Origin of the sequence: Aquimarina besae, from assembly GCF_042434905.1 — a bacterium.
GTDB lineage: Bacteria > Bacteroidota > Bacteroidia > Flavobacteriales > Flavobacteriaceae > Aquimarina.
In genome coordinates this window covers 3,966,922-3,990,588 of sequence record NZ_CP170199.1, presented here as the reverse complement: position 1 = coordinate 3,990,588, position 23,667 = coordinate 3,966,922, and the positions used below count along the sequence as shown (strand labels likewise).

Annotated in this window: 26 protein-coding genes and 3 tRNA genes; 19 read left to right on the top strand and 10 right to left on the bottom strand. The window is 33.8% G+C overall.

The features are described from left to right. Window positions 1-41: 41 nt before the first annotated feature. The 7 genes from ACE94K_RS17760 to ACE94K_RS17730 all read left to right on the top strand — a co-directional run bounded on the left by ACE94K_RS17760 (window position 42) and on the right by ACE94K_RS17730 (window position 5,560). Window positions 42-1,403 (top strand): NAD-dependent succinate-semialdehyde dehydrogenase, encoded by a 1,362-nt coding sequence (locus ACE94K_RS17760; RefSeq protein ID WP_378175466.1) that lies wholly within the window; start codon window positions 42-44, stop codon window positions 1,401-1,403. A gap of 34 nt (window positions 1,404-1,437) precedes the next feature. Continuing rightward, window positions 1,438-1,590 carry a hypothetical protein gene (locus tag ACE94K_RS17755; protein ID WP_378175463.1) on the top strand — a complete coding sequence of 51 codons (153 nt, stop codon included), beginning with the start codon at window positions 1,438-1,440 and terminating at the stop codon, window positions 1,588-1,590. A 63-nt stretch (window positions 1,591-1,653) separates the two neighbouring features. Further along, complete coding sequence (locus ACE94K_RS17750; RefSeq protein ID WP_378175460.1) at window positions 1,654-2,112, top strand: hypothetical protein; 459 nt, start codon at window positions 1,654-1,656, stop codon at window positions 2,110-2,112. 55 nt (window positions 2,113-2,167) lie between these two features. Further along, window positions 2,168-3,907: a thiamine pyrophosphate-dependent enzyme gene (locus ACE94K_RS17745; RefSeq protein ID WP_378175457.1), complete on the top strand. Its 1,740-nt coding sequence runs from the start codon at window positions 2,168-2,170 to the stop codon at window positions 3,905-3,907. 83 nt (window positions 3,908-3,990) lie between these two features. Then, window positions 3,991-4,830 carry a mechanosensitive ion channel family protein gene (locus ACE94K_RS17740; RefSeq protein ID WP_378175454.1) on the top strand — a complete coding sequence of 280 codons (840 nt, stop codon included), beginning with the start codon at window positions 3,991-3,993 and terminating at the stop codon, window positions 4,828-4,830. A 91-nt stretch (window positions 4,831-4,921) separates the two neighbouring features. After that, window positions 4,922-5,164, top strand: coding sequence for a Rho termination factor N-terminal domain-containing protein (locus ACE94K_RS17735; protein WP_378175451.1), 243 nt, complete (start codon window positions 4,922-4,924; stop codon window positions 5,162-5,164). Window positions 5,165-5,176: 12 nt separating this feature from the next. Continuing rightward, complete coding sequence (locus ACE94K_RS17730) at window positions 5,177-5,560, top strand: DoxX family protein (protein ID WP_378175448.1); 384 nt, start codon at window positions 5,177-5,179, stop codon at window positions 5,558-5,560. Here ACE94K_RS17730 and ACE94K_RS17725 read toward each other — a convergent pair. The 9 genes from ACE94K_RS17725 to ACE94K_RS17685 form a co-directional block, all read right to left on the bottom strand. Next, entirely contained in the window at window positions 5,557-5,916 is a 360-nt protein-coding gene (locus tag ACE94K_RS17725; protein WP_378175445.1) for a DoxX family protein, read from the bottom strand. The two genes, ACE94K_RS17730 and ACE94K_RS17725, sit on opposite strands and share 4 nt — an antisense overlap. Before the next feature lie 107 nt (window positions 5,917-6,023). Further along, complete coding sequence (locus ACE94K_RS17720) at window positions 6,024-6,704, bottom strand: type 1 glutamine amidotransferase domain-containing protein (protein WP_378175443.1); 681 nt, start codon at window positions 6,702-6,704, stop codon at window positions 6,024-6,026. Between the two features lie 13 nt (window positions 6,705-6,717). Beyond that, window positions 6,718-7,017, bottom strand: a complete 300-nt coding sequence (locus ACE94K_RS17715) for an HPF/RaiA family ribosome-associated protein (RefSeq protein ID WP_378175440.1) — start codon at window positions 7,015-7,017, stop codon at window positions 6,718-6,720. Window positions 7,018-7,027: 10 nt separating this feature from the next. Next, the gene (locus tag ACE94K_RS17710) at window positions 7,028-7,411 is read right to left on the bottom strand and encodes a hypothetical protein (protein WP_378175437.1); all 384 of its coding nucleotides are present in this window, start codon (window positions 7,409-7,411) and stop codon (window positions 7,028-7,030) included. Between the two features lie 57 nt (window positions 7,412-7,468). After that, on the bottom strand, window positions 7,469-8,101 hold the full coding sequence (locus ACE94K_RS17705; protein WP_378175434.1) for a nitroreductase family protein: 633 nt from the start codon (window positions 8,099-8,101) through the stop codon (window positions 7,469-7,471). A gap of 1,127 nt (window positions 8,102-9,228) precedes the next feature. Continuing rightward, entirely contained in the window at window positions 9,229-9,729 is a 501-nt protein-coding gene (locus tag ACE94K_RS17700; protein WP_378175432.1) for a Dps family protein, read from the bottom strand. A 265-nt stretch (window positions 9,730-9,994) separates the two neighbouring features. Beyond that, window positions 9,995-10,068: transfer RNA gene (locus tag ACE94K_RS17695), tRNA-Arg, on the bottom strand. Window positions 10,069-10,171: 103 nt separating this feature from the next. Further along, window positions 10,172-10,246 (bottom strand) — tRNA-Pro (locus ACE94K_RS17690). A gap of 29 nt (window positions 10,247-10,275) precedes the next feature. Next, window positions 10,276-10,359, bottom strand: a tRNA-Ser gene (locus tag ACE94K_RS17685). Window positions 10,360-10,634: 275 nt separating this feature from the next. On the opposite strand from ACE94K_RS17685, the gene ACE94K_RS17680 reads away from it, so the two are divergent. Further along, entirely contained in the window at window positions 10,635-12,239 is a 1,605-nt protein-coding gene (locus ACE94K_RS17680) for a hypothetical protein (protein ID WP_378175429.1), read from the top strand. Between the two features lie 74 nt (window positions 12,240-12,313). Here the strand turns inward: ACE94K_RS17680 and ACE94K_RS17675 are convergent, their stop codons facing one another. Then, window positions 12,314-13,555 carry an NAD(P)/FAD-dependent oxidoreductase gene (locus ACE94K_RS17675; RefSeq protein WP_378175426.1) on the bottom strand — a complete coding sequence of 414 codons (1,242 nt, stop codon included), beginning with the start codon at window positions 13,553-13,555 and terminating at the stop codon, window positions 12,314-12,316. A gap of 103 nt (window positions 13,556-13,658) precedes the next feature. Between ACE94K_RS17675 and hutH the strand changes: the two genes are divergently transcribed. From hutH to ACE94K_RS17620, 11 genes are all read left to right on the top strand, one after another. Then, entirely contained in the window at window positions 13,659-15,188 is a 1,530-nt protein-coding gene (hutH, locus tag ACE94K_RS17670; RefSeq protein WP_378175423.1) for a histidine ammonia-lyase, read from the top strand. 103 nt (window positions 15,189-15,291) lie between these two features. After that, the gene (locus ACE94K_RS17665; protein ID WP_378175420.1) at window positions 15,292-16,431 is read left to right on the top strand and encodes a WG repeat-containing protein; all 1,140 of its coding nucleotides are present in this window, start codon (window positions 15,292-15,294) and stop codon (window positions 16,429-16,431) included. A gap of 137 nt (window positions 16,432-16,568) precedes the next feature. After that, window positions 16,569-17,300, top strand: a complete 732-nt coding sequence (fabG, locus tag ACE94K_RS17660; protein ID WP_378175417.1) for a 3-oxoacyl-ACP reductase FabG — start codon at window positions 16,569-16,571, stop codon at window positions 17,298-17,300. A 6-nt stretch (window positions 17,301-17,306) separates the two neighbouring features. Beyond that, on the top strand, window positions 17,307-18,524 hold the full coding sequence (locus ACE94K_RS17655; RefSeq protein ID WP_378175414.1) for a beta-ketoacyl-[acyl-carrier-protein] synthase family protein: 1,218 nt from the start codon (window positions 17,307-17,309) through the stop codon (window positions 18,522-18,524). Window positions 18,525-18,550: 26 nt separating this feature from the next. Further along, complete coding sequence (locus ACE94K_RS17650; RefSeq protein WP_378184308.1) at window positions 18,551-18,796, top strand: phosphopantetheine-binding protein; 246 nt, start codon at window positions 18,551-18,553, stop codon at window positions 18,794-18,796. A gap of 8 nt (window positions 18,797-18,804) precedes the next feature. Beyond that, window positions 18,805-19,695, top strand: coding sequence for a lipid A biosynthesis acyltransferase (locus ACE94K_RS17645; protein WP_378175411.1), 891 nt, complete (start codon window positions 18,805-18,807; stop codon window positions 19,693-19,695). 3 nt (window positions 19,696-19,698) lie between these two features. Next, on the top strand, window positions 19,699-20,622 hold the full coding sequence (locus tag ACE94K_RS17640; protein WP_378175408.1) for a flavodoxin: 924 nt from the start codon (window positions 19,699-19,701) through the stop codon (window positions 20,620-20,622). 13 nt (window positions 20,623-20,635) lie between these two features. Next, window positions 20,636-21,769 carry a beta-ketoacyl-ACP synthase III gene (locus tag ACE94K_RS17635; RefSeq protein ID WP_378175405.1) on the top strand — a complete coding sequence of 378 codons (1,134 nt, stop codon included), beginning with the start codon at window positions 20,636-20,638 and terminating at the stop codon, window positions 21,767-21,769. After that, window positions 21,769-22,224 (top strand): hypothetical protein, encoded by a 456-nt coding sequence (locus ACE94K_RS17630; RefSeq protein ID WP_378175403.1) that lies wholly within the window; start codon window positions 21,769-21,771, stop codon window positions 22,222-22,224. Before ACE94K_RS17635 ends, ACE94K_RS17630 begins: the two co-directional genes overlap by 1 nt. 41 nt (window positions 22,225-22,265) lie before the next feature. Beyond that, window positions 22,266-22,667, top strand: a complete 402-nt coding sequence (locus ACE94K_RS17625; protein ID WP_378175400.1) for a hypothetical protein — start codon at window positions 22,266-22,268, stop codon at window positions 22,665-22,667. After that, window positions 22,664-23,662, top strand: coding sequence for a BtrH N-terminal domain-containing protein (locus ACE94K_RS17620; RefSeq protein ID WP_378175397.1), 999 nt, complete (start codon window positions 22,664-22,666; stop codon window positions 23,660-23,662). The genes ACE94K_RS17625 and ACE94K_RS17620 overlap by 4 nt, the downstream gene beginning before the upstream one ends. Window positions 23,663-23,667 lie beyond the last annotated feature (5 nt).

The window sequence follows — 23,667 nt, the reverse complement described above, 5'->3', positions numbered from 1 at the left end:
ATGTTCCTATTCTACCTTTGAAAAAGTCAACTTTATCAAATATGTCAACTAAAATTACAACAAAATATCCTTTTACTGGTGAAACTATTAAGGAATATGAGCAATTTAATGATACAGAGATTGAAAACATTTTAAAAAAGTCCAATCAAGCATTTCTGACTTGGAAGGATGTAACTATAAGGGATAGGATTAAGTTATTACTGAAACTTGCAGATACCCTACACGAACAGAAAGAAAGATTCGCTAATCTCATCACCTTAGAAGTGGGCAAACCCTTTAAAGAAAGTATTTCTGAAATAGAAAAATGTATATGGTTAATCGATTTTTACGCAAAGAATGCAGAACAATTTTTAGCAGATGAATTAATTGAAACAGAGGCTCAAGAAAGTTTTATAAGTTATGATCCATTGGGTTGTATTTTGGCAATAATGCCTTGGAATTATCCTTTTTGGCAAGTAATGCGTTTTGCGGTTCCTACTATAACTGCAGGAAATACAGCATTGTTAAAACACGCCAATAATGTAACAGGTTGTGCTTTGGCAATTCAAGATATTTTTCGGGCAGCAGGATACCCGGTAGATGTTTTTCAAACATTATTGGCATCACACGATCAGATTGAAGATATTATTAGTGATGACATCGTTCAAGCTGTTAGTTTAACAGGAAGTGAGAAAGCAGGTCGAGCTATAGCAAAAATTGCAGGTCAAAATTTAAAGAAAACCGTTTTAGAATTAGGAGGTAACAATGCTTGTATAATTCTTAGAGATGCTAATTTGGATCAGCATATTAGTACTATAGTCAAAGCCAGAATGCAAAATACGGGACAAAGCTGTATTGCCGCTAAACGATTTATTGTTGTCGAAGAAAAGTATAATGAATTCTTAGAAAAATTTGAGAAGCAAATAGCTACGCTGAAATTTGGAGACCCTCTAGATCCTAAAACTGATATTGCAACGATGGCGAGAATAGATCTGGCAGAAGAAGTAGAACGTCAGGTAAAAGAATCTATTGAAAAAGGAGCGCGTGTAGTGAAAGGAAATAAAAGGGATATGGCTTATTATGAACCCACTATCTTAATTAATGTCGAACCTGGGATGCCGGTTTTTGATGAAGAAGTCTTTGGACCTGTTGCAGCCATTACAAAGGCTAAAAACGTAAGCCATGCCATCGAATTAGCTTCTAAATCAACATTTGGCCTAGGTACAATGATATTTACCGAAGATACAGAAAAGGCAAAAATGCTAACAGATAAAATAGAGGACGGTGCTTTTTTTATTAATGAACTAGTGAAATCAGATCCTAGATTACCGTTTGGAGGAACCAAACGTTCTGGTTATGGTCGGGAGCTTTCTAAGGAAGGAATTCTAGAATTTGTCAATAAAAAAACAGTGTATTTAAAATGATTTAAGTTTAACTAAAAAAAAAGAAAATTACTATATGAAATTCGTAAAAGAAGAAGATGAAAATAGAAGAGATTATATCTTTCAAAAAAACTCAAAAACTAAAGTTGGTGCAAAGTTTATTGTGATTGTACTTGCTTTACTAGTGATTGGAGTCGTTGTATCAGGTTTGTTTCTTGGATATTTTTAGAACCACTAGATTTTTTAAAAAACAAATTTCACCCTTTATTTCAATCACATTAAATTGTAAACAATGGCAAAGATAAAACAAGTAACTCTAGATCGAATTCCTGAATATGTAGTAGTTGATAACGCAAAAACCAATTCCATTATTGTAAATACGGATATTGAGTTTCATCCGATAGACATATCAGGTAATATGGAATATCTGCTACACATATTTGTATATGACATTCACGGTGTTCAAGATGTACCTGTATTGATTGCTAACTGGGATGATACTAAAGTATCTAGAGTAGTCAGAGATGGAAGAGAGGATGATTTTTTATGTAAAGCGAATCGTTTAATACGTTGTAATGAGGTCAATGAGAAAGAAGTTACGATAAAAATACCAATGACAGTGCATTTAGGCAAACTTCAAGGTAATTCATCGGTTTACACAAGACAATTTAAAGTATTTGCAACATTAATTCCGGCAGTATATCGTGCATCAAAATGGTCTGAAACTTTTGAATCTCAATTAGTGTTTTAAAATATATTGAGAACCTAATAACGGATTTACATGATGTAAATTAAAAAATAAATAGATGAACGTATCAGAACAGTTACTAGAAATATTACAACAAGAAGGGGTAAAACACATTTTTGGTGTTGCTGGTGATGCACTCAATCCACTTGTTGATGCTATTGGAAAACAAGATGTTATAGAGTGGATTGGTGTAAATCACGAAGGGAATGCATCCTACGCGGCTTTTGCACAGGGTGAGCTGAATGATAATTTTGGCGTTTGTGCTAGTACTGTAGGACCAGGAGCATTGCATTTGATTAATGGTCTTTATAATGCAAAAAAAGAAAGATCTCCTGTAATTGCAATAACGGGGCAAATACCTATTGAGCATTTAGGGACTAATTATCATCAAGAAGCGGATTTAAAGAAGATTTATGATGACTTATGTGAGTATCAGGCAGTCATAAGATCTCCGGAAGAAGCTCCAAGAGTAATTCTTAGAGCTATTCGGATAGCTGTAAATCAAAAGTGTGTGTGTAGAATCGAATTACCTGCAGATATTGCTAAAATGAAAGCAGAAAATGAAGGATTCGTTCATAAAGTTTTCAGATCCAAAAGCAATATTAGTCCGAGTATTCAAGAATTAAAATCTGCGGCGAAATTAATTAACGAATCTCTTAAGATTGGAATTCTGGCTGGAGCCGGATGCAGACAAGCAAGAGAAGAGGTGCTTCAGTTTTCGGAAATTGTAAATGCTCCAATTGTTCATACGTTGAGAGCATCAGATATATTCGACCATAGCGAAAAGAATGTTGTAGGATTAACAGGGTTAATTGGTAACCCGTCAGGTTATAAAGCTGTTATGGATTGTGATCTGTTGATGATGTTAGGTACTGATTTTCCATATACAGATTTTCTTCCTGAAAAGACAAAAACAATTCAAGTAGACATACGCCCTGAGAATATTGGTAATCGTTCGTCTGTAACTCTAGGACTTCACGGAGATATTAAAACTACAATTACATCTCTTCTTGGCCTATGCACAGAAAAACAGGATGATAGTTTTTTAAAGGAATTAACTGAAAAATTCCAGGATTGGAAAGCTTCTAACGATCAAAAAGCAGATCCTTCTCGTGACATGGAACCTTTACATCCTCATATTTTTGCCAAAGGGGTGAGTGATTTAGCTTCGGATAATGCTATTTTTACAATTGACACAGGAACGGCAGCAATCTGGGCTTCAAATTTTATGAATTTTCATTCTGATAGACGGATTATAGGATCTTTTAACCACGGATCTATGGCTGTAGGTTTACCTGCTGCTATAGGTGCGCAACTTCAATACCCCAACCGAGAAGTTTGGGGATTGATTGGAGATGGTGCATTTAATATGTCGTTGCAGGATTTTTCTACAGCGGTAAAAAATAATCTTCCAATTAAAATTATCGTATTTAACAACTCTCAATTGGGATTTGTAAAAATTGAGATGGAAGAAGCTGGATTAGCTCCAAATTTTGATGCTTTGCGTGTTAATAATTTTAATTTTGCCGAATATGCTAAACTATGCGGTGGAGATGGAGTAAAAGTGGAACATGCAAAAGATATCCTTTCAGCAATACAATTAGCAAAAAAAGCAGATAAACCTTTTGTTATTGATGCAGTTGTTACCAATGCCGAATTATCTTTGCCTCCAAAAATTGGTTTTGAAGAAGCAAAGGGCTTTGGGATATCTAAAGTAAAAGAGATATTTAGGGCCTTCAACGGAGAAAAAGAGCAATGGGAAAATATAAAACAGGAAATAGAGGCGTATTTTGATTAAAAGATTTCATAATACAACACTTACAGGCTTACTTTTTAGATCATCAAGAATTAAAACAATCAATAAATACAATTAAAAATAAAATGGAAAAATTAGGACTTACACAAGAAAATTGGGAACAATTCGTAGCATGGGTATGGGATTTTATTCCTGGGGTACTTTCGGCAATTGTTATTTTTTTTGTAGGGGTATGGGTTATCAATTTATTTAGTAAAGGTTTACGTAAATTTTTTAAGAAGAAAGACTATGATGAAACTCTAGAAAGCTTCTTATATGATTTAATCAATATCGGTCTTAAGATATTACTAATGATTTTGGTAATCACACAGCTTGGAGTCCAAACTTCTTCGCTTGTTGCCATATTGGGTGCGGCTGGTTTAGCTGTAGGTTTAGCGTTACAAGGGTCTTTGTCTAATTTTGCCGGAGGGGTGTTGATCTTATTTTTTAAACCATTCAAGATAGGAGATTTTATTGAAGCACAAGGAGTTTCGGGTACGGTAAAAGAAATTTCAATTTTTAAAACTAAACTAAATACATTTGGAAATCAATTAGCTATCATTCCTAATGGAAAATTATCGAATGAAAATATTATTAATTATTCTGTAGAGGATAAGAGAAGGGGTAAAATAGAAATTGGAGTTTCTTACAGTAGCAACATCAAGGAAGCAAAAGATGTTCTATTGGAATTGGTAAATAGCCAAGAAAAAGTAATAAAGGATCCCGCACCAGAAATTTATGTAACTGAACTAGGTGATAGTGCTGTTACTCTATCCCTTAGATTTTGGACACTCAATGAAGATTTTTGGGCAGTACATTTTTATACTATAGAAGAAGCTAAAAAGCGTTTGGAAGATAAAGGAGTTTCAATACCATTCCCTCAAAGAGAAATTAGGATGATTGCCGAGGATTCAAATAAAAAATAACCCTTTTGGTCGTTGAGATTGAATATTTAGTGGACGATATCTCATTCTAGATATTTCAGAATCGTATAAGGATAATTAAATAACTAATGATATGGATAGTAGACCCACAATAAAGAATGAAGATCAATATGAGGCCTTAAGAGATAAAGGCTATAGCCAAGAAAAAGCAGCACGTATTGCAAACACTACGAATAGTGGAAAAAAAGGAGGAAAAGCTTCGAAATACGAAGATCGAACTAAGAAAGAGTTGTACAATCAAGCTCAAAAAGTCGGTATCGAAGGTCGATCTAAAATGAACAAAAAGCAGCTCATTAAAGCATTAAGAAACAATTAAAAAAACGGAATTATGAATTATGTAATTATTATAATGCAGGTCATTGTAGGCGTTAGTATTTTGAACGTTTGGCTTGTCCAGAATAAAAAAGCAACCAAATGGCGAGGAGGTAATGCTGAAACCATAGTTGAAGAATTTCAAGTCTATGGACTGCCTGTCTGGTCTTGTTACGTGATAGGGGCTTTAAAGGTTTTATTAGCTATTTTATTGATAGTTTCTATATGGTATCCATTTCTTAAGGAGACCGCGGCATTAGGTTTGGCTTTACTGTTGTTAGGATCTATAGCAATGCATTTCAAGATTAAAGATCCCTTATATAAATCATTTCCTGCTTTTTTGTTTTTCGTTATGTGTACACTGATAGCGGCAAGTAGTCATATTAATTTACATTTCTAAAATAAATCTGAGATCGAAATAAGTTTAAGACATAAATATAGATTTAGAATTGCGAATAAAAATGATGGGAGCGAAGCTAAAAATGGATCTCTGATCTTTATACGTACTCCAAAACCGAGAATCATAAGAAGGGTTAGACCACCTGATGAAATGATGGCTAGAACTGGTAGATAGAAATATCCTATAAATAAGCCAAGGCCTCCGAGTATTTGTAAAATACCGGTTATATTCCTTCTCTTGGCTAAACCAAATCGAATGAATTCATTTTTCATATGTTTTGAAAACAGACAGCTAAAGCCGTAAAAAAGAAAGGAAAAAGCCGAGAAAAGGGTGATAAGGGTTAAAGAATTTATCATATCGTAAAATCTAAGATGTATAGAATATTGGTTTCAATATTTCTCATTATAATAAAAATGCGGGAATTCAATTCCCGCATTTTTTATTTTAGGCAAGTTATTACTTGCTAATTTTTAAGTAGATTAAATATTTTCTCTGCTACCTCTTCTGACGAAGCCGGATTTTGTCCGGTAATCAAATTTCCATCTTGAATAGAATAAGCTTGCCAGTCTTCAGCTTTACTGTAGTTTCCACCATTTTCTTTGAGCATATCTTCTACTAGAAATGGTACTACATCAGTAAGCTCTACTGCAGCTTCTTCGCTATTAGTAAAGCCCGTAACTTTTTTTCCGTAAACTAAGTATTCTCCATTTTTCGTTTTCACATTTTTTAATGCTGCAGGAGCATGACAAACTAAACCAGTTGGTTTTTTGTTTTCGTAAAAGGACTGAATTAAATTGATAGAATCCTGATCGGTAGAAAGGTCCCATAACGGTCCATGACCGCCTGGATAAAATATAGCATCATAATCTTTTTCATTTACTTCAGAAAGTTTAAGAGATTGACTTAATTTATCTTTTAATTGTTCGTCTTTATGAAATCTTTGCGTAGCTTCTGTCTGATTTTCGGGTTTATCGCTACTTGGATCGATAGGTGGCTGTCCTCCTTTTGGAGAAGCTATAGTAATTTCAGCTCCCTTGTCTGATAAATAATAATAAGGCGCTGCAAACTCCTCTATCCAAAAACCGGTTTTTTCTCCTGTATTGCCCAGCTTATCGTGGGACGTTAATACAAATAAAATTTTCATTGCTTAAGTTTTATTAGTAAGACTTCATTTTTTCTTTTCTTTTTTCCAATTGATCAGTAAGATCACGAACGGTTTCTGAAATTGCTTCTTCAAAACTATTTTCGTCAGAAGATGCATATAATCTTGGTCCGGGTGCACTTAAACGAATACCGCAGATATGACCAGTATCATCATCCCTATTTTCTTTTTTGAAAAATATATCTCCACGGATCACAAAAGGATACTTGTTAGATAAATTGCTTAATTTTTCTTCTACAAATGATTCTAATCGATCACTTGCCGATACATTAGTATATTCAAATACAGTTTTCATATATTATTTTTTAATTAGAAGCTTGTTTTACTACAACAGGATTAATCGGTTGCAATTTTGGTTTTATTTTTTTGTATAAGTCTAGCTGAGGTTTTGTTAAAATATCACCCATATCTCTACTTTCTTGTGCGTAATTTATTTTTAACTGAGCAATCTTTTCTTTTGTTTCCAGATTACTATTTCTGATTTTTTTTGAGTTGATCAAATGCTCTTCAATCTTATTTTCAAAAAGGAGTATTTGCTTTTCTGTTAAGCCTAGTTGATCATCATATTTTTGAGCTAGTTCTTTGGCTTGCTTTTCCAATTGAGGATCCTCCATATTCTGTGTCATTGGATTCTGTGCGAACGCAATTGTACTCAAGAAGAAAATCAGCATGTTTACAATATGTTTCATTATTTTGATTTTTAAATTAATATTTGTCTTTACCGGTTGTTGCTAAAATGACTTTTCTTAGGTCGTAATGGTTTCTTGATTCGAAGAATTTAATCCAGGTTCATTCATAAAATCTCCGTTAAACGTAAATTCCCTTTGTAACATCCTGGTGCGGGTGTCTGGATTTTCCTCCTCTCTTAAATCTTCTGGTAAACTGTTGATGTCACCACCATAATATCCAACAGCAACGGCAGTAGCTACGTGGTATTCATCCGGAAATTTAAACTCATTTTTAGCTTTTTCATAATCGACACCGGCCATTTGATGTAAAGCAATACCAAGTTGTTGCGCTTGAGCAGAAACATTTCCCATAAATAAACCAAGATCGTGCAAGGCATGAAAGTTTTCTTTTCCATCCTCGGTAGTGGTCTTGTAAGCATTTAATAAAAGCGCAGGAGCATTACCTGCCCAAGATTGGTTAAATTCACTCAAACAATCAAATATCCTCTGATAGGTTGTACTACCTTTAATTCCCCAGATAACTCTCCAAGGTTGTCTATTATAAGAGCTAGGTGCCCAGCGTCCTGCTTCGAAGAGTGACCTAAGCTCAGGTTCGGTAACAGGAATATCTGAAAAGACTCTAGGACTATAACGCTCTTTTAAAATTGGAAGAATATCAAATTTTGTGTTTTTTTCAGCTGTTGCTTTCATTGTATCTTTTTTATTTTAAAGATACTTGTAACTGAAGCATAATGTTAACTCAAAACATTTAGTCCTTGACTCTTATACGGTCTGTTTGATTTTAGATAAAAAGAATACCGATACTAAAATATTATTGATTTTGGAATTTTTGATAGGGATATTAAAAAATGAAATAAGGAAAAGAAATGTTATGTGATTGTACTATTGACTTCAAGAAGAAGTACTTTTTTTCGGTTTAGTCATCTTACTGACTTTTTTCTTTACATTTCTTAAAAATGCTTTGCTGCCGAATTTCTTTCTGCGTAAACCAGGTCGTTGAATATTATCCTTATTTTTCATTGATTGTTTTTAAAGATGAGTAAGTGGGAGATTAGGTATTACTATTGTAAAATCTAATCTACATTATAAATATAAAAAAAATGAACCGCTGTAAAGATGAACATTAAATTTTTAGCAACTTCTTTGCTATACAAATATAAAGAATAACGCGGCAAGAAGATATGTACTGAGGTGTTTGCGAACATTAGAAATGAAGCTATAAAAGTGTATTCCTTTTTTCTTTCTTCAGACGCCATTTCTTTTCTATCTAAAGACTGCATACATGCTTGCACCAAGAATTTCATTCAAGAACTTGAAAAAGGGGTTCAAGTAAGTTTTAAAATATCTGTTAAAAATGCCCATAATTTCTTGTGTTTAAATTATAAAAAATTTAATTTGAGTATCCTTAGCCTCTAATCTTTCAAAACAATATTTCTTCAACTTTTAATGGGAAATATACTCGTGGTAAAAGATAAAATACTGATAAAAACGTAAAAGTGATTGTCTTAAAAATCTAAAAATGAAAGTTGAAAATAGGTATGTAATTTCTAAGACAAGTATTATATATTTACGATATCTGCTTAAAGAAATTTGTCAAGTGAATTAACTAATTTTAAGCGTAAAGAAGTGTTTTAACTGAAATAGTGTTAATTTTCTTTTGAAATGTTAATTAATTGAACTACACAAAAAGATTCCTGTATAGCCACAAATTTCATTTAGATTTTAATGTAATCCTTTTGGATACTTTTATTTTAAATCAAAATAAGTCGAGGCAAAGAAAAAATCGACCCGCTACGTACAATGGTGAAATTTAGTTTTTAAGATGATTTTGACCAGGCTGTAAACATCCAATGTCTTTTTTCTAAGCGTCTCATAAATTGAGTAGCAATTTCTTCAGTAGCTGAGTCACCGGCTTCTAGTGCAGCATTCATTACATCGAGGAGAGCATCGTGTAAAATTTGAAAATCTTTTAAAATTTCCTGAACCATACTAATAGGAGTTAACTCTCTTTCAACCTCCTGAATTCGAGATAATTTTAAATGTTCTTTTAAGGTGTGTTTTGGCTTCAAACCAAAAACTCGAATACGTTCTGCTACCGTATCTATTTGAACTTTTACTTCATTATATTCAATTTCGAACTGTTCGTGAAGTTCGAAAAAATCTCCACCTTCTACATTCCAATGAAAAATCCTTAATTTGTGGTAATGAACAATATAATTTGATAAAAGTTGATTTAATGCTACTACGATCTCAGCTGTTTCCAAATAAGTGAACCCTAATTTTTTGTATGCTTTTTGTGCTTTATTTGCTTCTTTCATAATAGATTTATTATTGTTTGATGTTTTATGATTTTATATACACTTATTTTAGTGATGCGTTATTTTTGTTTGCAAAATAATTGAATCTTTACGTAATCATTAGCTTATATGATAGCATTGATGTCTCAAAAGCAAATCAAGCTAAATTTCAAAAGAATAAATTGTTGTAAAAGAATATGCTGAAACATTATTCTTGAATCTGTGGATAGGATTAGTAATGATATTAAAACAAAAAAGCCTCACTTTTGTAAAGTAAGGCTTCCTGTGATCGCGACAGGATTCGAACCTGTGACCGTCTGCTTAGAAGGCAGATGCTCTATCCAGCTGAGCTACGCGACCGGAATAGTTTTATGCATATTCTTAGCAGTGAATCTCCCGACTTAAATTCGGTATGATCTAGTTAGCTAAGCTGTAGTGTCAAATTCTTATGTTTTTCAAATAGTCGGGGTGGCAGGATTCGAACCTGCGACCTCCGCGTCCCAAACGCGGCGCGATAACCGGGCTACGCTACACCCCGAATTTTGAAAATAAAACTCAAAATTGTTGCGGAGAGACAGGGATTCGAACCCTGGCAACACTTACGCGTTGACAGATTAGCAATCTGCTCCATTACCACTCTGGCACCTCTCCTAAATCAATATTGATTATGAACTGCGCATTAGTATTTCAAATGCGGATGCAAATGTAACTTTTATGATACTACAATGCAACATTTTTTTGGCATTATTTTGGTTTTATCATATTCATCATTTTAAAAAGTTGAAAATCAGTTTTTTCTTCTTTAAAAAATCTATAAAAAAATTAAAATAAAAGTTTAATAATTCATAAAAACTAAGGTTTCATTCAAGAATCCTATATTTGTGTTACTTGACCTAATTATGATCGATATGTATCCAATAAAAAAAATGCCAAAGACCAAAATCAAACATCTTTTATTGTTTTTAGTTTTCTTAAGTATAAGTTCATTCGCACAAAAGCCTGTACTGTCAGAAGATTTCACATTTAAGATTGGTGAGAAGTATAAAAGAATCAAAAGTTCTAATTCTTATTATGTAGCTTCTGGAGATAGAATGGTTGCTATCAAGAAAGGAAGAAATGATATGACAATTCAGAGATTTTCTTTAGAAGATCTCAAAGAAGATATAAAAAAGAGGCAGGTAATAGAGGATAAAGGTGATTTTCAAACGGTCATGAATCTTAATGGTAAAGCAGTGGTTTTTTACACCGTGAAGGATAAAGCATTTGCTCAAAAAATATCATTAACCGGAATCATAGCAGAAAAACCAGTGCTGGTGGGTAGTGATAAAGATAATATCACAAATGATGTTGGCTTTAAAAGTACCTACGGTTTTGATGCCGGTGGAAGGATCAACAAATTCGTTTTTAAAAAATCCTTTGATGGCACTAAATTGTTAGTGTTGTTTAGAGTTAAAACGGCGAACGATAAAGCTGATAAGATAGGAATCAATGTATATGATTCAAATCTTAAATTACTATGGAGTCGTAAAGTTAAGCTGCCCTATGCTAATAAGTGGCTAGAGAATGAAGACTTTGCAATTGATAATGAAGGAAGTTTTTACATGACAGCTTCGGTTTTTAATTCTAATGCAGAAGAAAAAAATAAGTTAGAGCATAGCTATCGAACCGAGGTTTTCAAAATAAAGGAAAATCCGAAAGAAGTAATAAAAAGTAAAATAGAACTTTCTGGGAAATCAATTATGGATGCCGTAATTGGATTAGATAAACAAGGTAAGATTAGGGTTTCTGGTTTTTACGCGAATAATGATAATAAATCTGAAGCTTCTGGATTATTTTCTGCTAGTTTGGATGAGACAGGAATAGTAAGTTCGGTGGTTAAAAGTGATATTCCTGTAGAAATTGCCGCACGATATGCTCTAAAAAGAGAAGAACGAATCAATGAAGGAACCCAAGATGAAAAAGACAAAAAGGATTTTGAAAACTTAAAAGTGAATGATATTGTGTATAATGAAGACGGAAGTTTGGTGCTATTGGGCGAACAGCGTTATGTAGAGTCTTTTACAACGTCCAGCTCTTCTGGATCCAGAACAACCTACAAGTATTTTTATAGAGACGTGATTGCTTCAAAATTATCTTCTGAAGGAAAGGTGCAGTGGTTTCATAGATTACCAAAATATCAAACCGGAGCTAGAGGAAAACGTAGTATGTCGTATATCAATTTCAAAAATAACGGAAAGCATTATCTGTTTTATATAGACGATTTTACCAACCTAAAAAGATCTTTTGATGAATACCCTACAAGATATTTTGATGGCAAAAAAGAGTTTTTGTATTTAACGTCTTATACTATTGATGATGCTAGTGGAGAAGTAATTAAAGAGCCTATTCTAACAGGAAGTGACATCAGAAATTCCCGTTTGGATAATCTGGAAGTTTATAAAGCTGCTGTGCTGCCTAATCAGGATATGGTTTTCGAAGCTTATGATGGAAAAAAGAATAATTTGTTGCTAAAGGTTTCTTTGGCTAAGTAGTAGAGTTTTAGAATTTTTTAAAATATAAAAAGGAGGCAACTGCCTCCTTTTTATATTTTTTTTTTGAAAGAAAATTACTCTGACATATTTTCTTCCATTTCTACAAGTTTTGCCACGTTTCTAACAATATGGCTGTGTTTTCTAACAAATGGATTTGTCTTATCCCAAACATATCCCGCAAGAACGGCACATATTTGCTCTTTAAATTCTTCATTTGGCTTATCGTGAAAAATGATCTTTTGTAAGTTTCCGGTATACCACTCTTTTACATAAGTTGTAAATACATCAACACCCTGTCTCATATATTCTACAAAATCAGTTTGCCAATCTACTTGCTCACCATTAAGCTGTTTAATAGCTAATTTTGCAGATAACAAACCAGTTTCTGTTGCAAAAGAAACTCCTGAAGAAAATACCGGATCTAAGAATTCTGCACTGTTACCCGTAAGAACGAATCCGTCTCCATACAATTTGGTAACATTTTTAGCTATGTTTTCAACCTTGTATGGTTCGAATAAATAGGGTACATCCTTAAATTGGTCGTAATAATATTCGGAAGTTTCCATCATTTGCTGCAGCACTTCGCTATTACTTCCCTCAAATTTATTGATCCAATCCATGGGGCCAACAAACCCTATACTTGTGTTTCCATTAGAAAAAGGAATATACCAAAACCATACCTCGGTTTCTATTATTTCGAAAGTAATGGATGTGCCTTCGATACCCTCAGGACGATTAACATCTTTAACTTGTGTAAAAATAGAACCATGTTCTGCGAGTTTTGATGGTGCTTCTAGTCCAAGCTGTCTTGCGATTACACGTCCAAAACCACTGGAGTCTATAATGAATTTAGCCTCAATCTGACTTTCTGTTCCATCCTTATGCTTAACAGTAGTTAAAGAATCTGTGCCGTCAAATTCAACACCAGTTACTTCAGTTTCAAAATCTACATCTACTCCTTGTTTAATAGCTTCATCAATAAGGGTCTTATCAAAATGATCTCTAGGCACTTGCCAGGTCCAGTCCCAACCTTCTCCATATTTCTTACTAAAATCAAAACATCCTTTCACACCATCTTTGATAAAGCGGGCACCGTATTTTTTTTCGTATCCTTGTTTCATTAGACAATCAAGGAGACCTGCCTCCTCAAAATTATCCATACATCGAGGAATCAAACTTTCTCCGACCTGGAACCGAGGAAATTTTGTTTTTTCGACAACCTTAACATTTATTCCTTGCTTGTTGAGATAAGCAGCACTAACACTGCCTGACGGACCAGCACCAATAACCAGTACATCTACATTTTCTTTTTTCATAATTTTCAAAGGTACATTAAATACATTACATTTGCCCTCGGTAAAAATAAAGAGTAAACTTGAATTTTTTTACAAATATTGGAAAAAACTTACTAATTCGCGAATGCTAATACTAAAAGAAAGGTTAGAAATAAAAGATTTTCTAAGCGTTATTTTTAACAAAAAGAAAATTTCTATAGACGAATCTATAGAAAAAAGAGTGAATGACAGCTTTAAATTTTTAGAGGATTTTTCTGAAAATAAAGTGATCTATGGAGTGAATACTGGATTTGGTCCCATGGCCCAGTATAAAATTGATGATAAGGATAGGATCGAATTACAGTACAATTTGATTAGGAGCCACTCATCAGGTACCGGAAAGCCTATGGAACCTGATTACGTAAAGGCATTAATGTTGGCTAGGCTAAATACTTTGTCTCTTGGGAAATCAGGTGTAAACGTCTCTGTAATTAAAGGTTTAAAAGAATTAATAAATCACGATGTTACTCCTTTGATTTTTGAACACGGTGGAGTAGGTGCAAGTGGTGATTTGGTGCAATTGGCACATTTGGCCCTTGTTTTAATAGGAGAAGGTGAAGTCTTTTATAAAGGGGAAAGAAAAAATACATCTGAAGTTTTTAAAGAATTAAATTTAAAACCAATAGACGTTAAAATAAGAGAAGGATTAGCACTGATGAATGGGACTTCTGCCATGACTGGTATCGGTATCGTCAATGTTATCAATGCCCAGAAATTGCTGGATTGGTCTATTTGTTGTTCTTCAGCTATAAACGAAATTGTCGAAGCATATGATGATCATTTATCAGAAGAACTAAATCATAGCAAATTGCATTTAGGACAACAAGAGGTTGCCCGTAGGATGAGAGAGCACTTGTCAGATAGTAAGTTAACCAGAGATCGAACCGAGCATCTTTATTCTGGACAAAATGGAGATACTTATTTTAAAGAAAAAGTGCAGGAATATTATTCATTACGATGTGTTCCTCAGATTTTAGGCCCAGTATGTGATACGATCAAACACGTAGGCAGAATATTAATTGAAGAATTGAATTCTGCTAACGATAACCCAATAATAGACGTAGAAACTGAACATGTATATCACGGCGGTAATTTTCACGGAGACTATGTTTCACTGGAAATGGATAAGCTAAAATTGGTAACAACGAAGTTGTCTATGCTTGCAGAAAGACAATTGAACTATCTTCTTAATTCTAAATTGAATGATATATTACCACCATTTGCCAATTTAGGAAAGTTAGGTTTTAATTTCGGAATGCAAGGTATTCAATTTACAGCTGTATCAACAACGGCAGAAAATCAAACGCTTTCTAATCCAATGTATGTGCATAGTATACCAAATAATAATGATAATCAGGATATTGTTAGTATGGGGACGAATGCAGCTAACATGACAAAAACGGTAATAGAAAACACATTCGAAGTGCTGGCTGTAGAATTAATGACCATAGTACAGGCGTTAGAATATTTAGATTTTGGAGACAAGCTATCCAGCAAAACTCAGAAGATAGTCAAAGATATCAAACAGATAGTTCCTCCTTTTACCAAAGATTATATTACTTATCCTTTTGTCCAGCAAGTCAAGGACTATTTAAAAGAAAATGATGCATATTAATTAAATATTTTTGATTAAGTTTTTATTTAATGACAAACGAGCAGAACATGTTTACTTCGCTGCTATTATGATCACTAAGAAATAAACCTTAAAAATAAATATGATGAAAAAAGCACTTTTAATTACACTTACAATAGTTGTTGGTTTACAAACTTTATTTTCTCAAGAATTGTCTAAAGTAAGAGAAGACGGAAAATTTGGTTACATCAATAAAAAAGCAGAGTATGTCATTGCACCAAAGTATAAGAAAGCAAATAGTTTTGCTGATGGCGTGGCCCTAGTTTTAGATGGGAAAAAATGGGGGTATATTAAACCGGATGGTGACTGGCTTCTAGAACCTCAATTTGCAAAGGCTAAAGATTTTGATAGTGGTGTTGCAATGGTGTTGAAAGACAAGAAGTGGATGTATATCGATAAAAAAGGTGAAGAATTGAAGTACTCTGATGCAGAGAAACTTTATCCTTTTAATGATGGTGTAGCTTTTATTAAATCTGGCAAGACAGTTGGTTTGATAAACTCTAAAGGGGAAGTGATTGTAAAACCTAACTACAAAATTATCAAAGGTTTTCAAAACGGATATGCCAGATTTGCCAATCAATCGGATCAATGGGGGATTATAGATACTAAAGGAAACATTGTTATAAAACCAGAGTATACATCAATAGGTAATTATGTAAATGGTGTTGCACGTGCAGAAAAAGGAGAAAAAGTTTTTGGTATTGCTTCTCCAAATGCATTCAATAAAGTTGAAGGAGCTACGAAAATTTGGGATTTTAGAGCTGGTGGGAAGTACACTATTGCTCAAAAAGATGAAAAAATAGGCTTTATAGATGCAAATGGCACTTGGGTTATTGAACCTCAATTTGTAAAGGCAAAAGCTTTCCAAAATGGATATGCAGGTGTTTTTGATGGTAACAAATGGGGCTTTATTGATACTAATGGTAAAGTAGTTGTAGATTATCAGTATAATGATGTTGATTACTTTGACGCAAACGGACTTGCTCCGGTTAAAATTGAAGATTGGGGATTCATTAATACTAGTGGAGAATTGGTGATAGAAACCAAATATGGGATTACAGCAGGGAGCTTTGGGTTTTTATCTGGCAGAGTGGCAGAAAAAGGATTTGTTGATGGATTAGCCAGAGTAAAATTTAACAAAAGTTGGGGCTTTTTGATGCCTGATGGAAAGCCGCTAGGTGGCAAATGGTTTGAGAATGCAGAGCCTTTCGTTAAAATTAAATAGATATTTATTCAGTAACAACCTTAGACGATTGTTAAAGTTGTTTGGAATTTTTTAATATTGTTAAATAAATCATAATTTGTAGTAATGATTATGCTTTCTAGTGTAATCATTATCTGATCTTAAAACCAATGTTGTAGATGAAATACGCCCTTGTTACCGGTGGATCTAGAGGAATAGGAAGAGCAATTGCCTTAAAGTTAGCGAAGGATTTAGAATATCCTGTGTTAATAAATTATCAGTCTAATGATAATGCTGCTAATGAAACAAAAAAACTAATAGAGGATGAAGGAGGGCAGTGTGATTTGCTGAAATTTAATGTGGCTGATTTAAAAGAAACACATCAGGTTTTGAATGATTGGATCGAAGCTAATCCTGATGCAACTATAGAGGTAATAGTGAACAATGCAGGTATTACAAGAGATGGATTATTTATGTGGATGAAACCAGATGATTGGCATGACGTTTTGAATATTAGTTTAAATGGATTCTATAATGTAACAAATCATTTGATACAAAAGATGCTAACTAATCGTTATGGACGTATTATAAATGTGGTGTCGGTTTCGGGTGTTAAAGGAACCGCCGGACAGGTTAATTATTCGGCTACAAAAGGTGCTTTGGTCGCTGCTACTAAAGCATTAGCTCAGGAAGTTGCTAAGCGAAAAATAACAGTAAATGCTGTAGCACCAGGTTTTATAAAAACTGATATGACAGCAGAGATGGATGAAAAAGAGCTAAAGCGAATGATACCGGTTAATCGTTTTGGAGAAGCAGAAGAAGTAGCTGATTTAGTGGCTTTTTTAGCTTCAAAGAAAGCATCATACATCACAGGAGAAATTGTAAATATAAATGGAGGAATTTATTCATAATTAGGTATGCGAAGAGTAGTTATCACTGGAATGGGAATTTATTCTTGTATTGGTACTAATGTGGATGAAGTGAAAGAATCATTGTATCAAGGTAAATCTGGTATTGTTTTTGAACCTTCTCGTAAAGAGTTTGGATATAGGTCAGCTTTAACAGGGATAGTGCCTACACCTAATTTAAAGAAAGAATTAAGCAGAAGGCAACGTGTTAGCTTCGGTTCTGAGTCTGAGTATGCATACATAGCTACAAAACAAGCATTTGATCAGGCAGGTGTAGATCAGGAGTTTTTAGATAATGAAGAAATAGGCATCCTGTTTGGTAATGATAGTACTGCAGAATCTGTAATGGAAGCTATTGATAAAATTAGAATAAAGAAAGACACTACTTTAGTAGGATCAGGAGGGGTTTTTAAATCCATGAACTCTACTGTGACAATGAATCTTTCTACGGTTTTTAAATTAAAAGGCGTTAATTTTACTATCAGTGCTGCCTGCGCGAGTGGATCTCATTCTGTTGGAATGGGGTATCTTTTGATTAAGCAAGGATTGCAGGATTACGTATTGTGTGGAGGAGCTCAAGAAATAAATGATTATGCATTTGGTAGTTTTGATGGATTAGGTGTTTTTTCTATTAATGAAGCGGATCCAACCAAAGCATCCAGACCTTTTGATAGTAAAAGAGATGGTTTAGTACCAAGTGGTGGTGGAGCTGCTTTGTTTATGGAGTCTTATGATAGCGCTGTAAAAAGAGGAGCTACCATTTTAGGAGAGGTAGTTGGGTATGGTTTTTCATCTAATGGGGATCATATTTCGACACCTAACCAAGAAGGACCTGCCAGAGCAATGAAACGCGCTGTAGAGCAGGCTGGCATTCAACCAGAAAGTATTGACTATGTGAATGCGCACGCAACGTCAACACCGATAGGTGATGCAAATGAAGCGAAGGCTATTAATGAGGTTTTTGGGGGATCAAAACCTTATGTTAGTTCAACTAAATCCATGACCGGACACGAATGCTGGATGGCTGGAGCTAGTGAAATTGTATATTCATTAATAATGATGAATAACTCATTTATTGCACCAAATATTAATTTGGAAACTCCGGATGAGGATTCAGCAAAGTTAAATTTGGCAAAAGAAACAATAGATAAAAAAATTGATGTATTTTTGTCAAATTCATTTGGGTTTGGGGGCACAAATTCTGCAATCGTCATTAAAAAGATTTAGAATAGAAAAAAAATTACTAGAAAATGATGGAAACAAGTGTAATTGTCGAAAAAGTTGATGAGTTCTTAATCGAAGAATTCGAGGTTGAAGCTGATGAAATTGCTCCTGAAGCCAACCTCAAAGAAACATTAGATCTGGATAGTTTGGATTATGTAGATTTGGTAGTAGCTATTGAAGCTACTTTTGGAGTAAAGCTAGTAGGAGATGATTTTGTGGGTGTTGAAAGCTTTAAGGATTTTTATGATTTAATAGAACGTAAAGTCAATATTTAAAAGACATAATGGCCCATTGGGAAGGTAAGGCTAAAGGAACACCTTTAGGATATAAAATATTCATATTTTTTATAAAGAATTTAGGTCTTAATGCTGCATATTCTATTTTGATATTTGTAGCGGCCTATTATGTTGTGTTTTCTTATTCAACAACCAAGGCGAGTTATTATTTCTATAGAAAAAGATTGAAATTATCCTCATTGAAGTCGTTGATGAGTGTTTATAAAAACTATTTTGTTTTTGGGCAAACTCTCATTGATAGAACTGCTATTTCTTTTGGTTTAAAAGATAAATTTAGTTTTACCTATGATGGTAGGGAAAAGATTCAGGATCTTTTGGATAAAAAAGAAGGAGGAGTTGTTTTTAGCGGTCACATAGGTAGCTTCAACATTGCACGCTATTTTTTTGACGAGTTTGATATGACCGATACAGGTGTTAATCTCATGGTAACCGATCAAGAAAACGAGCAAATTAAACAATACGTTGGGGCAGTATCTACCGATACTACAATGAAATTTATTGTGATTAAAGAGGATATGTCACATATATTTGAGATGAATGATGTTTTGGCTAATGGAGAAGTGATTGTTTTTGCTGCTGATAGATATGTAGAAGGTATCCAATTTTTAGAACAAGATTTCTTAGGTAAATCGGTTAAGTTTCCTTCTGGTCCCTATAAATTGGCAGCCAGGAAGAAAAAGCCAATTCTTTTTATGTATATCATGAAAGGTTCTGGTAAGCAATATAATTTATATGCACGGGAACCCGAATTTGCGGAAACCTCTGTAAAACCTAGTCACGTGTTAAAAGAATATATTAGAAATACTGAAATTATGGTTAAAAAGTATCCTTTGCAGTGGTTCAATTATTATGACTACTGGGATGATCTTAATACCTAATGTATGAAAAATATACTCGTTTTGTATTATAGCCAAAGTGGTCAGCTGGGCGAAATATTGGCTAACTTGATTAGACCATTAGAGAGAGATGAAAACTGTTCGTTGACCGTACAGCAGATTTGTCCAGAAAACCCTTATCCGTTTCCTTGGAACAAGAAAGACTTTTTACAGGTTTTTCCAGAATCATACCTACAAGTTGCAAAACCAAATATCCCAATTTCGGAAGAGGTAAAAGCTAAAAAGTATGATTTAGTGATACTTGGGTATACAGTTTGGTACCTTTCACCATCAATTCCCATAAATTCTTTTCTCAAAAGTGACGATGCCAAGGCATTGATCGCCAATACTCCTGTCATTACCGTGAATGCATCAAGGAATATGTGGATTTTAACACAAGAGAAAGTTAAAAGATTATTAGTGGATTGTAAAGCCGAATTAGTTGGGAACATTGCTTTTGTTGATAGACATTGGAATCATATCAGCGTGATTACCATCGTGCATTGGATGATGGGAGGAAAGAAAACAAAATATTTAGGTGTTTTTCCAAAACCTGGTGTTTCTGATAAAGATATAAATGAAGCAGATAAGTATGGAGTTATCATTAAAAAACATCTTTTTCAGAAAAATTTCGGATCACTACAGGAGGAGTTAGTTGAGCACGGTGCAGTTAGAATAAAACCTTTTTTAATCCGGTCAGATAAATCTGGAAATCATATCTTTAGTAAATGGTCAGCGCATATATATAAAGTAGGGCTAAAATCACCAAAAGCAAGAGCAAAATGGTTAAACTTTTTTCAGTATTACCTACAATTTGCTATTTGGGTTTTTGTACCTATAGTTTTTATTATATTTTTGTTCACTTATTTACCTTTTTATGCACGCATAAAAAAAGACATTAAATATTATCAATCAACAAGATTACGTTAGGTAATCCTTATTTATGAAGAACGTTTACATAACAAAAACAGGGCACTTCTTGCCAAATGAGCCCGTCTCTAATGATGAAATGGAGAAGAGATTAGGTATGATTGATGATCAGCCATCAAGAGCAAGAAGGATTGTTTTGAGAAATAATGGCATTAAAGAACGTTACTATGCAATAGATGCTAAAGGTAAAGTGACTCACAATAATGCTGAGCTTACTAAAGAAGCAATTAAAAATTTATGTAAAGATGGTTTTTCTGAAAAGGATATAGAGTTGCTTTCTTGTGGAACAACCGGACCAGATAATTTACTGCCTTCTCACGCTTCGATGGTTCACGGATTATTGGATACAGAAAGTATTGAGCTCAATTCAGCATCTGGAGTTTGTTGTTCTGGTATGAGTGCTCTAAAATATGGTTTTCTTTCTGTGAAATCCGGTAATACTAATAACGCAATTTGTACAGGTTCTGAAAGATCTTCCAGCTGGATGCAATCACAAAAATATAATGAAGAGATTGATAATCTTAAAAATTTGGAAGAAACTCCGGTAATTGGTTTTAAAAAAGATTTTTTACGTTGGATGCTGTCTGATGGTGCTGGAGCGTTTTTATTAGAGTCTGAACCAAATGGAGAAACCCCATTAAGAATCGACTGGATGCAAGCTTATTCTTACGCCTATGAACTGGAAGCTTGTATGTATGCCGGTGGTGAAAAACAAGAAGATGGTTCTTTGAAGCCCTGGACTGACTATACTCCAAAAGAATGGCTTAATGATTCTATCTTTTCTCTTAAACAAGATGTAAAAGTCTTAGATGAACACGTCGTAAAAAAGGCGATTTTGAGTCTAAAGGATGCAATAACTAAAAATAATTTAGATATTGACAACGTGGATTACTTTTTACCACATATGTCTTCTTTTTATTTTGAGGGGAAATTGAATGATGAAATGGTAGCTCAAGGTATTGGAATTCCGAAAGAAAAATGGTTTACCAATCTTAAAACAGTTGGTAATGTAGGTTCAGCATCAATTTACCTAATGATCGATGAACTAAAGAATTCTGGAAAGTTAAAAAAAGGAGAAAAGATATTAGTTCTTGTTCCAGAAAGCGGTCGTTTTTCGTATTTTCACATCTTACTTACCGTGTGCTAATGGATAACCAGCTAGAAGATACCATCACAGATATTGATTTTATCAAAAAATTAATACCACAGAAAGATCCTTTTGTGATGATTGATAAATTACTGTACTTTGATTCGGAAAAAGTGATTTCTGGTTTAAAAATTACATCTGATAATATCTTATCCTCAGATCAATATTTTACAGAAGGAGGACTCATAGAAAATATGGCACAAAGTATTGCTTTGCATCGGGGTTACCGTGGTTTTATTAATCGTGGAAAAGACGAAAAACCTAAAACCGGATTTATTGGTTCAATTAAACACGCTACAATTTATACATTGCCTAAAATTGGAACAGAGCTCATTACTACCGTAGAAATAATCGCTGAGATTATGCTGGTTTCTCTGGTTAAAATTGAAGTGAAGGACCTACAAGGAAAGTTAATAGCATCCTCTGAGATGAAAACCATCATCGTGGATGCTTAAAGCAATTACCATTGCCTAAATAACTCTTAAAATTAAGCAGTATGAAAAAAGAAGATGTACCTCAAGATGAAAGTTGCTTTTCTCATACCAATATGAAGGAAGTAGTATATGCTGTGGACAATGAAGGAAAATATGGAAAAGCGCTGAGTTCTGGCTGGGATGCTAAAACTATAGCACTTAATGAATCGTTAGAATTAATACAAGAACAACTTCAAGAAACTATCCAAAAAATAAAACAAGGAGAGCTTAGTCCTATTGCATATTATATGGAACTACAGCGTATGGATGTAGTAGTTTTATCAGGATATGTTGGGTTGTGGCAGTGGAGAGTAAAACGACATTTAAAGGCTAAAAACTTTAAAAAACTAAGTCAAAAAACATTAAAGAAATATGCAGAAGCGTTCGAAATTTCTTTAGAAGAACTTAAAAATCCAAAGATTTGAAAATAAACTTTGAACACAATCAATCCGCTCATTGTGAAAATGGAGTGGTTTCTAATTTATTGAATTATAATGGTCTCAAAGTAAGTGAACCTATGGTTTTTGGTATCGCTTCAGGGGTTTTCTTTATTTATATACCTTTTATCAAAGTAAATTTTGCACCCATGTTTAGTTTTAGGCCGGTGCCTGGTTTCATATTCTCAAGAGTTAGTAAAAGACTTGGTTTTAAAATTAAACGACATAAATTTAAATCTACCGATAAGGCACAACAAACCCTAGATGCAGAATTGTCTAAAAACAATCCTGTGGGTTTACAGGTTGGTGTTTATAATTTAACCTATTTCCCTGATGAATATAGGTTTCATTTCAATGCGCATAATTTAGTGGTGTATGGAAAAGAAGGAGATAATTATTTGATTAGTGATCCGGTAATGCCTGAAGTTACCACCCTATCCTCAAAAGAATTAGAGAAAGTGCGCTTTGCCAAAGGACCTTTTGCACCTAACGGTCATATTTATTATCCAACGCAGTTACCCGATAATGTAGATCTTAAAAAAGCTATTACTAAGGGCATTAAACAAGCTTATAGACATATGTTAGCTCCGGTTCCGATTGTGGGATATAGAGGAATAAGATATGTCGCTAAAAGAATTCGAAAATGGCCAGATAAGATTGGAGTCAAAAAAACGAATCACTACTTGGGACAATTAGTGCGTATGCAAGAAGAAATAGGAACTGGTGGAGGAGGTTTTCGATTTATTTTTGCTGCGTTTTTGCAAGAGGCAGCGATAATAATGGAAAACCCAAGGTTAGCAGAGTTGTCAAAAGAAATGACAGCTATCGGAGATCAATGGAGGGATTTTGCAATTGATGCTTCTAGATTGTATAAAAATAGAAGTAGAGAAACAGACGCATATAACAAAATAGCGGATAAGTTGGATGCTATTGCATTGGCAGAGAGGGCTTTCTTTTTAGATCTTAAGAAAGCTATAAAATAATTTTT